Raw genomic sequence first — 10,945 nt, 5'->3', positions numbered from 1 at the left:
GAGGGGGAGGGGAGCGGAAGGGGTCGCAGGCCGTCGGCGGGGTCGGTGCCGATCCAGCCCCGGGCCCGCCACCAGGCGAGGGCGGCGCGCAGGGTGGACAGTTCACGGTTGAGGGTGCGCGGGTCGGTCCCGGCGCGACGGCGTTCGACGGCGGTCCGCAGCCGGTCGGCGGCCGAGGGGTGGTCGAGCAGGGCGAGCGGCAGGACGGGCGGCCGGGCGCTGCGGCGGGCCGGTCCGGCCGGGACGGGGCGGTCGGCGAGTGCCCAGGCCCAGGTGTCCAGGGCGATCCGGTAGACGCGGCGGGAGCCGTCGCCGAGTCCGGCGGCGGCCAGGTAGCGCTCGACGGCGACCGCGTACTCGACCGGGGGCGGGGAGTCCATGCGGATACCTTCCTTCCGCAGTAAACGATGCTGGCGGGGTTCTTGGAAATGATAGCGCCGGGCGCAGTAAACGGCAGGTGAAAGCCGTTTTCCGTGCTGTTTACTGCGGTAGTGGGCGGATCGGAGGAAATTGATAGAGAAAGACTCAATCTTTTCTCCGGAAAGCCTTGTTGGCCGCTTCCGCGGGTGGGCAGACTGGGCGACCGTGACAGGGGAGACGAAGCGGTTCCCGGCCCTCCGTCGACGGCTTCCGGGCCGTCCGGCCGTGCTGGGCGAACGCGACTTCAGATGGTTCTTCGTCGGCTACGCGACCTCGCTGGTCGGCTCCTCGATGGCGCCCGTGGCGGTGGCCTTCGCGGTGCTCGGCGGCGGGGGCGGCGGGACGGAGCTGGGCTGGGTGATGGCCGCCCGGATCCTGCCGATCGTGCTGGTGATGCTGTTCGGCGGGGTGGTCGCCGACCGGTTGGGCAGCCGCCGGGTGATGCTCGCCGCGGAGGTGCTGCGCTGCGCGGTGCAGGGTGTTTTCGCGGTGCTGCTGCTCACCGGGCACGCGCGGCTCTGGGCGATGGTGGCGCTGGTCGCCGTCTGGGGCCTGGGCGAGGGGGTGTTCCTGCCCTCGCTGGGCGCGCTGGTGCCCGCGCTGGTCCGGCGGGAGGAGCGGCTGCCGGACGCCAACACCCTGCTTGGGCTGGCGCGTTCGGTGTCGACGGTGGCCGGTCCGGCGCTCGCCGGTGTGATCACGGCGGGGTACGGGTCGGGGGCGGTGCTGGCGATCGACGCGGTGACCTACGGGGTCGGCGCGTTCGCACTGGCCCGGTTGTCCGTCGCTCCGCCGGGTTCGGGGGAGAAGGCGGGGGCCACGGCGGGGAGAAAGGCAGCGGCGGGCGACCGCGAGGACTCGATGCTGGCCGATCTCCGCAACGGCTGGAGCGCGTTCCGCTCCCGGCGCTGGCTCTGGGTGACCACCGTGCAGATGGGGCTGTTCAACCTGCTGGTCTGGGCGCCGTTCCTGGTGCTCGGCCCGCTGACCGCGCAGCGGGAGCTGGGCGGGGCGCGGGCCTGGGGCCTGGTGATGGGCGTGTACGGGGTCGGGGCGGTGCTGGGCGGGCTGCTGATGCTCGGGCGCCGGCCTGGGCGGCCGCTCGCGGTGGCGACGGTGGCGACCCTCGGCTGGGCACTGCCCTCGGCCTCGCTCGCGGCGGGGCTGCCGCTGGGCTGGACGGTCGCGGCGGCGTTGGTGGCGGGGTCCGGTTCGGCGGTCTGCGGTTCGCTCTACGAGTCCACGCTGCAGCGCTGGGTGCCGACCGAGGTGCTGGCGCGGGTCACGGCGTTCGGCGGGCTGGGCGCGTTCGTGCTGGGGCCGCTGGGCCTGGCGGCGGCCGGTCCGCTGGCCGACCGGGTGGGGGTGGCGGCCGTACTGGCCTTCGGCGCGGGGTGGCAGCTGCTGGCCGCGGCGGCGGTGCTGGCGGTGCGCGCCGTGCGCCGCCGGGGCTGGGACGGGGAGCCGGCGGCCGACGCGGAGGTGGTGGCACCGGCCCGGTCCGCGGCGGGTGCCGGGTGAGGCGGGCGGTCGTACCGTGGTGGTGCGGGGGCGAACGGAGGAGGCAGACCATGCCCGGTTCTCTCACCATCGGCCACCACGAGGCGGCCGCGTCGCTGGACCACACGGACGCCGTGCGGCTCGCGGCCGTTCTGGACGAGCTCGCGTACCTGCTGGAGATCCCGGGGCCGAACCGGATCAACGACGCCCAGGTCGCCGCCCTCTGCGAGGGTGCGCCCGCCGACCGGGCCGAGCTGGCGCGCTGGTCGCGCACGATCGCCGCGGAGCTGAAGGGGCGGCCCTCCTGACCGCGGCCGCGCCGGGGCGTCCGCCCGGTCCGCCGTACGATGGCGCGCGGGCCGGGTGGCCGCTGCGCGTCCGGACGGACCCGGGCGGCACCGCCGGCGCGGCGGACGGCAGGGGGGAAGACGTGGCGGGGAGTACGACGGCGCCGTTGTCCTGGTTGACGGTGGAGACGCCGCTGCCGAGCGGGCCGCTGCACATCGCGGTCACCGCGCAGGGCGTTGCGGCGGTCGGCTACCTCGGGCGGGAGGGCGAACTGCCCCGCTGCACCGACGAGTCGAAGATCGCCGCGGTCACCGGGCGGGTCGGCGAGTACCTGGCGGGCCGGCGGCGGGAGCTGGAGCTGCCGATCGACTGGAGCCTGAGCACCGGCCCGCACCGGGAGGTGCTGCGGACCCTGTTCCACCAGGTGCCGTACGGGCGGACCATCACCTACGGCGAACTCGCCGCCCGCAGCGGGGTGTTCGCCGGGGTCGAGGAGCCCGGCCTGGCGGCCAGGACGGTCGGGCAGATGATGGCCGCCAACCCCGTCGCGCTGCTGGTGCCCTGCCACCGGGTGGTGGCTGCGGACGGGATCGGCGGTTTCGGCGGCGGCCGGGTCGGGATCGACGTGAAGCGCTGGCTGCTGACCCTGGAAGGGGTGCTGGAGCCGACGCTCGACTGGAACGGGCCGCTGTAGCCGGTGGGGTGACGGTGGCTCAGGACACCAGCTCGGCCGTCGGCCGGCCGGCCGGGACGAGGGGCGCCGGCTGGCGCGGCAGTACCGGCTGGATGCCGGACACCAGGGTGTACTCGATCCCCGTCGGGTCCCCGGCCCAGTCGGTGTCCGGGCGTTCGCCGAGCGCCAACTGCACCGCGTTCCACGGCAGGTTGAGCCCGCACAGCCTCAGCTGGTGCAGTCCGCCGGAGGGGCGGGTGTTGACGTCGATGACCACCGGCTCCCCGTGCAGGTGGCGGAACTGCACATTGGAGAGGTAGGCCATGCCGGTGGCCTCGACCAGGCGGCGGGCCGGTTCGAGGTACCGCGGCTCGGTGGTGAAGCTGCGGCGGCGCCGGTGCTTGCTGCGGCCGACGCCGGCCAGCAGGGTGCCGTCCAGGTCGGCGAGGCAGTCCACGGACACCTCGGGGCCGTCGAGGTAGGGCATGACCAGCAGGTCGGCGTTGCTGCCGGGGTTCTCGCGGGCCGCCCGGTCGAGCGCGGCGACCACCTGGTCGACCTGGACCCGGCTGTCCCAGCCGGCCAGCCGGTGCAGTCCGAAGGGTTCGCGGGTGAGCACCCGGAAGCCCTCCCCGCCGGCGCCGGAGGCGGGCTTGAGGCAGGCGGTGAGGCCGGCCGCCTCGATCAGGTCGACGGCGCCGACCAGTTCCTCGGCGGTGCGCACCAGCCACCAGGGCGGGGTGGGCAGTCCGGCGGCGGCGATCGCCGCGTAGCCGTCGGCCTTGCTGTCGAAGGCGGCGATCGCGGTGGCGGGCGGGCAGGCGAGGGCGGTGCCGACGGCCTCGAACTCGTGGCGGTGCAGGGATATCGCGAGCTGGTGCAGCCGGGGCACGAACACGTCGACGCGGTGGCGGGCGCAGTGGTCGAGGGCGTAGGCGACGTAGGCGTCGGGGGTGAGGTCGGCGGGCTCCAGGCCGGCGGTGTCGGCGGCGGCGAGGACGGGGGAGTCGGGGTCGACGTGGGTCGCGTGGACCCGGACGGCGCGGGGGGCGGCGTGCAGCTGTTCGATGAAGAACACGTTCTCGGCGTACGTGCGGTTGAGCCAGACGGTGACGGGGGCGCTCAAGGGGGCTCCCAGGGCAGGGGTGAACGAGAGGGAAGGGCGCTGGTTCGGCCGCATTCGTCCTGGCTCCGTGGCCCTTTGAGGTGGCACCTTAGCGGCCTGTCGAACGGGCCCGAACGCGGGGTGGGTCCGTCGCGGGTCCGCCGCGGGCCGGCCGGGGGAGTGAACCGGACCGTCCCGTTCCGGAAAGTATTGGATCACTTGATCGATTCAATATCGATCAGACATTCTATTCGTACTATTTTTTCGGTTATTCCGACCACTCGAAAGAGTGATTGCGGCAGCCCTCCGAATGGGCCCACCATGAATGTTGCAAGTTGCAAGGCGACACTTCATCGGGTACGGGTACGCGAAGGGCTCCCTATGTCGACCGAAACCAACGTCGGTATTCCTGCACCGGGCGGTGAAGCGCAGGCCCGGGACCAGCAGAGTCTCGCGACCGCGGCCGCGCGCAACCTGGCGACGACGACCAAGTCCGCGCCCCAGATGCAGGAGATCAGCCCCCGTTGGCTGCTCAGGACGCTCCCCTGGGTCCAGGTCTCGGGCGGCACCTACCGGGTCAACCGCCGGCTGCGCCACGCCGTCGGCCGCGGCCGGGTGAGCTTCGACCGGACGGGCAGCCAGGCCCGGATCCTGCCCCAGACCCTGCGCGAGGTGCCGGTCCTGCGGGGCTTCCCGGACGACGCGGTGCTGGACGAGCTGGCCGGGCGCTTCGTCCAACGCGAGTTCTCCGCGGGTGAGGTCCTGGTCGCCGCCGGAGCGCCGATCGACGAGGTCTTCATCATCGCGTACGGGAAGCTCGACCGGTTGGGAACGGGCAAGTACGGCGAGGAGACGGTGGTCGGCAGCCTGGCCGACGGCGACCACCTCGGCGACGAGGCGCTCCGGCAGGAGGGCGGCGACTGGTCCTACACCGTCCGGGCGGCCACCGCCGGCACCGTACTGTCGCTGCGCCGGGCCGACTTCCAGGAGCTCGTCGACCGCTCCGACGCCCTCCAGCTGCAGATCATGGAGTACCTGGAAGGCTTCCAGCAGCCGCAGAACAAGCACGGCGAGGCCGCGATCGGCCTCTCCGCCGGCCACCACGGCGAGTACGAACTCCCCACCGCCTTCGTGGACTACGAGCTCAGGCCGCGCGAGTACGAGCTCAGCGTCGCGCAGACGGTGCTCAAGGTGCACTCCCGGGTCGCCGACCTCTACAACCAGCCGATGAACCAGACCGAGCACCAGCTCCGGCTGACCGTCGAGGCGCTGCGCGAGCGCCAGGAGCACGAGCTGATCAACAACCCGGAGTTCGGTCTGCTCCGGAACGCCGACCACGAGCAGCGGATCCAGACCCACTCCGGCCCGCCCACCCCGGACGACATGGACGAGCTGCTGAGCCGCCGCCGCGGCACCAAGCTCTTCCTGGCCCACCCGAGGGCCATCGCCGCCATCGGCCGCGAGTGGAACCGGCGCGGCCTCTACCCGGACACCGTCGAGCTGCAGGGCCGCCAGGTGCTCGGCTGGCGCGGAGTGCCGCTCCTGCCGTGCAACAAGATCCCGATCACCGGCGACAGCACCACCTCGATCCTCGCGATGCGTACCGGCGAGGAGAACCAGGGTGTCATCGGTCTGCACCAGACCGGAATTCCGGATGAAGTCGAGCCGAGCCTTTCGGTGCGATTCATGGGAATCGACGAGAAGGCCATCATTTCCTATCTGGTGAGCGCCTACTACTCGGCCGCGATTCTGGTGCCGGACGCCGTCGGCGTGCTGGAGAACGTCGACATCGCCCACCGCCAGGACTGACCGGGTCGGCCGGGACCGCGTCGTCCGTCCGGCCGGGGAAACCGTCCCCGGCCGGGCGGCACCCCTGACGATCCCGGCGCGCCGCAGGGCCCGTCCGCCACCGGGCCGGCCCGTCGTACCACCAAGGGGGAGGACCCATGGGAATGTTCACGCTGGAGCGCGACCATCGTGAGGGGCACGAGGCGCGGGACGTCCTCGCGCGCACCCGCACCCTGGTCGACCCGGTGCTGCGGGCCGCCGTGGACTCGCTGCCCGGCACCATGCGCCGGGTGGCCGGCTACCACTTCGGCTGGTGGGAGGCGGACGGCTCGCCGTCGGCCGCGCCCTCCGGCAAGGCCATCCGGCCCGCCCTGGTGCTCGCCGCCACCCAGGCCCTCGGCGGGGACCCGGCCAAGGCCACCGCCGCCGCGGCCGCCGTCGAGCTGGTGCACAACTTCACGCTGCTGCACGACGACATCATCGACCGGGACGAGACCAGGCGGCACCGCCCCACCGCCTGGCTGGTGTTCGGCACCACCGAGGCCATCCTGGCCGGCGACGCGATGCACTCGCTGGCCCTGCGCCTGCTGGCCGAGGACGGCCACGCGGTGGCGGGCGACGCCGTCCGCCGGCTGGCCGACTGCGTGGTGGAGCTGTGCGAGGGCCAGCAGATCGACTGCGCCTTCGAGCAGCGCAGCGACGTCTCGCTGACCGAGTGCCTGGCGATGGCCGAGGCCAAGACCGGTGCGCTGCTCGGCGCCGCCTGCGCGATGGGCGCCCGGTACGCGGGCGGCTCCGAGGAGGCCGCGCAGGCGCTGGACGGCTTCGGCCGGGAGATCGGGCTGGCCTTCCAGCTGATCGACGACCTGATCGGCATCTGGGGGGACCCGGAGGTCACCGGCAAGCCGGTCGGCGCGGACCTCCTGGTCCGCAAGAAGTCGCTGCCGGTGGTCGCCGCGCTCCGCTCCGGGACGCCCGACGGGGACCGGCTGGCGGAGCTGTACGCGCTGGAACGCCAGCTGACCGCCGAGGAGTTGGCGAGCTGCGCGGCGGCCGTCGAGGGAGCGGGCGGGCGGGCCTGGGCCCAGGGCGAGTCCTGCGAGCGGATGGCGGCGGCGATGTCCCAGCTGGCCGTCGCGGTGCCCGAGCCCTCCGCGGCCGACGAGTTGCTCGCGCTCGCCGAGCTGGTCACGCGCCGGACGCACTGAGGCCGGGCGACGCCGCCGGGCGAGGGCGACGCCGCCGGGCGAGGGCGACGCCGCCGGGCGAGGCGACGCCGCCGGGGGAGCGGGCGCCCCGCTCTCCCCGGGGGCAGGTCCGGGACCGGTCCCGGACCCGCCGCCGTCAGGCCGAGGCCCCCAGCAGCCGCCGCTCCTTCTCCGGCTCGATCCCGTGCGTGATCCGGCCGCGCTTGCGCCCGTCCGGCTCGGTGTCCTCGGCCGGTCCGCGCCGGCGCAGCCAGTCCCAGGTGTCCCGGGCGGTCTCGGCGAAGGGCCGGCAGCGCAGTCCGGCCGCCTCCGCCCGTCCGGTGTCGACCCGCCAGGTCCCCGCCGACTCGGCCCCCTCGGGCAGCCAGAGCGGCAGTTCGCTCCACGGCTGGACGCTGTCCGGCCCCTCCTTCAGCAACTGCCCGTCCGGGACCCAGACCAGCTCGACGTCCGCGCCGCCGGCCACCGCCGCGCACCCCGCCAGGAACTCCCCGTAGGTGAGCAGGTCGGGCGGCGCCGTGGTGAGGAAGCTCCCGGTGGTGCCCGCCGTCAGCAGGTCGAGACCGAAGGCCGCGAAGTCCCGGACGTCGATCAACTGCATCGGCCGGCCCGGCTCGCCCGGCGCCAGGACCCGGCCGCCCCGGGCCATCCGCTCCAGCCACCAGGGCAGCCGGCCGCCCCGCTCGTACGGGCCGATCAGCAGGCCGCTGTTGAGGACCAGCGCGCGGTCGGCGCCGAAGTACTCCAGGACGGCGCGTTCGCAGCCGGCCTTGAGTCCGGCGCTGAACTCCTGCCCGGGCGGGGTGTCGGCCGGGCAGGGGTGCAGCGGCGAGGTCTCGTCGACGGCCCGGGCCGGCCAGTCGGCGAAGGCGTGGACGGAGGAGATCAGCGTGTAGTGGCCGGCCCGGTCGTGCAGCAGCCGGGCCGTGGCCGCGGCCTGGGCGGGCTGCTGGGCCGAGGTGTCGACCACGGCGTCCCAGTGCCGGCCATCGACCAGCCGTGCCAGGTCCTCGGCCGAGTCGCGGTCGCCGCGGACGGCCTCGACACCGGGCAGGTCGGCGGCCGTGCGGCCGCGGTTGAAGGTGGTGACCTCGTGGCCCCGGGCGAGGGCCTCGGAGGCGAACGCCCGTCCCAGGAAGGAGGAGCCGCCGAGCAGAAGGATCTTCATACCGGCAAGACTGTCCCGGTCGATCGCTCCGCATACCGCCGTTCGCCCTGGGCGGAGGCCCGCCCTCCAGTACGCCGCCCCCGCACCTCGTCCCCGCATCCAGCCCCTCCGCCTCCGCACCCCGCCCCTCCGTGCCCGTCCACCCCCTGCCGCCGCCACCGGGATGCCGCCCCCCGGAGACCCGCATAGCATCCGGTTTGTACCGATATCGACGCCACGCCCGACGCAGGGGAGAGCGGCACCATGGTCAACCCGGCACTCGTGGACCCGGACACCATCCGCGCGACCGCCGCCCGGGCGTGGATCCGCGGCTGGCCGATCCTGCAGAACTACCGCACCCTCTGGACCCAGGCACTGGACGACGCGGACCCCCGCTACGTCGGCGGCTTCGGCGTCTTCCGGCACTACCCGCACCCCTTCACCCCGGCCAACACCGATGTCGTCACCCCCAACAACGACACCCCGTACTCCTGGGCCTGGCTCGACCTGCGGACCGAGCCGTGGGTGCTCTCGGTGCCCGCGACGGACCGCTACTACGTCCTGCCGGTGCACGAGCTGGACACCGTCTACGCCGGGTTCGTCGGCTCCCGGAGCACCGGCCCGGAGGCCGGCGACCACTTGGTGGCCGGCCCGGACTGGCACGGCGAGCCGCCGCCCGGCATCAGCAGCGTGATCCGCGCGGCGACCCGGCTGGTCGGCATCGTCGGCCGCACCCAGTCCGACGGCGCCTCCGCCGACGCCGTGCGGGAGCTCGGCATGATCCAGCAGGGCTACCGGCTCCGCCCGCTGCACGAGTACACCGGCACCCCTGAGCCCGAGCCCGCCCCGCAACCGGTCTGGCCGGTCTGGCGCGAAGAAGCGATGGACACCGTCGAGTTCCTCTCCTACCTCGACTTCCTGCTCGGCTTCTTCCCGGTGCTGCCCGCCGAGGCCGAGCTGCGCGGCCGGCTGACCGACCTCGGCGTCGACGGCCGGGGCGAGTTCGAACCGGCCGTGCTGCCCCTCGCGGTCCGGGCCGAGATCGAACGCGGCATCGCCGACGGCAAGGCCGAACTCGCCCGCGCCGTCGCGCGCACCGAGTCCTCGGTCGGGCTCTTCGGCACCCGCGAGCAGATCGGCACCCGGTACCTGGAACAGGCCGTCGGCGCGCTCACCGGCCTGTACGGGCTGCCGGTCGAGGAGGCCTGGTACGGCGCCTGGCAGGCGGACAGCGAGGGGGAGCGGCCGCCCGACGCCGGCCGGCACGGCCACCTGCTGCGGTTCCCGCCGGACGCGCTGCCGCCCGCCCGCTACTTCTGGTCCGTCACCATGTACGCGCTGCCCGGCCGCCAACTGGTCGACAACGTCCTGGACCGCTACGCGATCGGCGACCGCACCCCGGGCCTGGTCCGCGACCCGGACGGCGCTCTCACCCTCCACCTGTGCCGCGAGCGGCCCGCCGACCCGGCCGGGGCCGCCAACTGGCTGCCCGCGCCCGACGGCCCGTTCACCGCGGTGCTGCGCGTCTACGGCCCGGACGGGGCGGTGCTCGACGGCCGCTGGACGCCGCCCCCGCTCACCCCGTGCTGACCTGAGGGCCACCGCAGGGCCCGGGAAGGACGCCCCATGACCCAGCCCGAGCTGGAGGCCATGGCCGCCGACGCCTATGTCTACGGCTATCCGCTGGTCGCCGGCCTCACCATGCTCGACCGCTTCGTCGACGGCGGCCTGGGCGTCCTGCCGCCCGCCCCGTTCAACCGGTTCGCCCACGCCACCCGTCCGGCGGGCCCCGAGGACGAGTTCGGCTCCGCCAACGTCGACGTCCTCTACTCGGCCGCCCCGCTGGACCTCTCCGAGGGGCCGCTGCTGCTGCGGGTGCCCGAGGCCGGAGCGGCCTACTACGTGCTGCAGTTCGTCGACGCCTGGACCGCCAACTTCGCCTACATCGGCAGCCGCGCCACCGGCACCGCCGCGCAGACCTGGCTGATCGTCCCGCCCGGGTGGCACGGCACCCCGACCGACCCGGACCGGGTGATCGTCGCGCCGACGACCGTCGCCGTCCTCGTCGGCCGGTTCGCCTGCGCCGGTCCGGACGACCTGCCCCGGGTGCGGGCGCTCCAGGCCGGGCTGGCCCTCGAACCGATGGAGCCGGGCGGACTCGCCGCCGGACTGCCGGCGCCGGACCCGGAGGTGCCCGAGCGGCTGGCCTTCTTCGAACGGCTCCGGGTCTGGGCGGCCGCCTTCCCCCCGGCCGAGCCCGACCGGGACTACCAGCAGCGGTTCGCGCCGCTCGGCCTGCTCGACCCCGGGCCCTCCCCGTACCGCAGGGCCGTCCCGGACTGGACGCTCGCCCTGGCGAGCGGCCTCGCCGCCGGACGCGAACGCGTCGAGGACGCCACCCGGCCGCCCGAGGACCACCCGGTGGGCGCATGGCGGGCGGCGCTCCACCTGTTCGACCACAACGTCGACTTCCTCGGCCCGGGCACCCTGGACGGCCCCGAGTGGCGGATCGCGGACCGCCGCGCCGGCTACCTCAGCCGGGCCGCCGCCGCCCGGGCCGGCCTCTGGGGCAGCCACGCCTACGAGGCGCTGTCGGCGGCCACCGCCGAGGACGCCGACGGGCGCCCGCTGGACGGCGCCCACCGCTACACCCTCCGCTTCCCGCCGGACGGCCTGCCGCCGGTGGCGGCCTTCTGGTCCCTCACCGGGTACGGCCTGCCCGACCACCGGCTGGTGCCCGACCCGGGCGGCCGGTACGCGATCGGCGACCGGACCCCCGGCCTGGTCCGCGACCCGGACGGCGGTCTCACCCTCCA

Annotated in this window: 9 protein-coding genes and 1 pseudogene; 7 read left to right on the top strand and 3 right to left on the bottom strand. The window is 74.6% G+C overall.

Annotated features, from left to right (window positions below; genetic code table 11):
• A pseudogene (locus BI06_RS51050) lies at positions 1-380 on the bottom strand (hypothetical protein); the annotation flags it as partial.
• A gap of 205 nt (positions 381-585) precedes the next feature.
• Between BI06_RS51050 and BI06_RS22855 the strand changes: the two are divergent.
• The 3 genes from BI06_RS22855 to BI06_RS22845 all read left to right on the top strand — a co-directional run bounded on the left by BI06_RS22855 (position 586) and on the right by BI06_RS22845 (position 2,902).
• A complete protein-coding gene (locus tag BI06_RS22855; protein WP_082558621.1) occupies positions 586-1,941 on the top strand; it encodes an MFS transporter in 1,356 nt (451 codons plus the stop codon).
• 50 nt (positions 1,942-1,991) lie between these two features.
• Positions 1,992-2,228: a hypothetical protein gene (locus tag BI06_RS22850; protein ID WP_043470933.1), complete on the top strand. Its 237-nt coding sequence runs from the start codon at positions 1,992-1,994 to the stop codon at positions 2,226-2,228.
• A gap of 146 nt (positions 2,229-2,374) precedes the next feature.
• Positions 2,375-2,902, top strand: a complete 528-nt coding sequence (locus BI06_RS22845) for a methylated-DNA--[protein]-cysteine S-methyltransferase (RefSeq protein WP_051741608.1) — start codon at positions 2,375-2,377, stop codon at positions 2,900-2,902.
• 19 nt (positions 2,903-2,921) lie between these two features.
• On the opposite strand, the gene BI06_RS22840 is transcribed toward BI06_RS22845, so the two are convergent.
• Complete coding sequence (locus tag BI06_RS22840) at positions 2,922-4,007, bottom strand: ATP-grasp domain-containing protein (protein WP_051741606.1); 1,086 nt, start codon at positions 4,005-4,007, stop codon at positions 2,922-2,924.
• Positions 4,008-4,367: 360 nt separating this feature from the next.
• On the opposite strand from BI06_RS22840, the gene BI06_RS22835 reads away from it, so the two are divergent.
• Together BI06_RS22835 and BI06_RS22830 are read left to right on the top strand one after the other, a co-directional pair.
• Positions 4,368-5,795, top strand: a complete 1,428-nt coding sequence (locus BI06_RS22835; RefSeq protein WP_043470927.1) for a family 2B encapsulin nanocompartment shell protein — start codon at positions 4,368-4,370, stop codon at positions 5,793-5,795.
• Positions 5,796-5,932: 137 nt separating this feature from the next.
• On the top strand, positions 5,933-6,982 hold the full coding sequence (locus BI06_RS22830) for a family 2 encapsulin nanocompartment cargo protein polyprenyl transferase (RefSeq protein ID WP_030393741.1): 1,050 nt from the start codon (positions 5,933-5,935) through the stop codon (positions 6,980-6,982).
• 136 nt (positions 6,983-7,118) lie between these two features.
• On the opposite strand, the gene BI06_RS22825 is transcribed toward BI06_RS22830, so the two are convergent.
• Positions 7,119-8,150: an NAD-dependent epimerase/dehydratase family protein gene (locus BI06_RS22825; protein ID WP_030393742.1), complete on the bottom strand. Its 1,032-nt coding sequence runs from the start codon at positions 8,148-8,150 to the stop codon at positions 7,119-7,121.
• 243 nt (positions 8,151-8,393) lie between these two features.
• Between BI06_RS22825 and BI06_RS22820 the strand changes: the two genes are divergently transcribed.
• Both BI06_RS22820 and BI06_RS22815 read left to right on the top strand, forming a co-directional pair.
• Positions 8,394-9,719, top strand: coding sequence for a DUF1254 domain-containing protein (locus tag BI06_RS22820; RefSeq protein WP_043470925.1), 1,326 nt, complete (start codon positions 8,394-8,396; stop codon positions 9,717-9,719).
• A gap of 36 nt (positions 9,720-9,755) precedes the next feature.
• Positions 9,756-10,945 (top strand): DUF1254 domain-containing protein (locus BI06_RS22815; protein WP_043470922.1); only part of this gene is annotated, 1,190 nt, incomplete at its 3' end.

Source organism: Kitasatospora sp. MBT66, from assembly GCF_000710405.2.
Taxonomy (GTDB): domain Bacteria; phylum Actinomycetota; class Actinomycetes; order Streptomycetales; family Streptomycetaceae; genus Kitasatospora; species Kitasatospora purpeofusca.
This window is presented reverse-complemented; position numbering and strand designations above follow the sequence as displayed.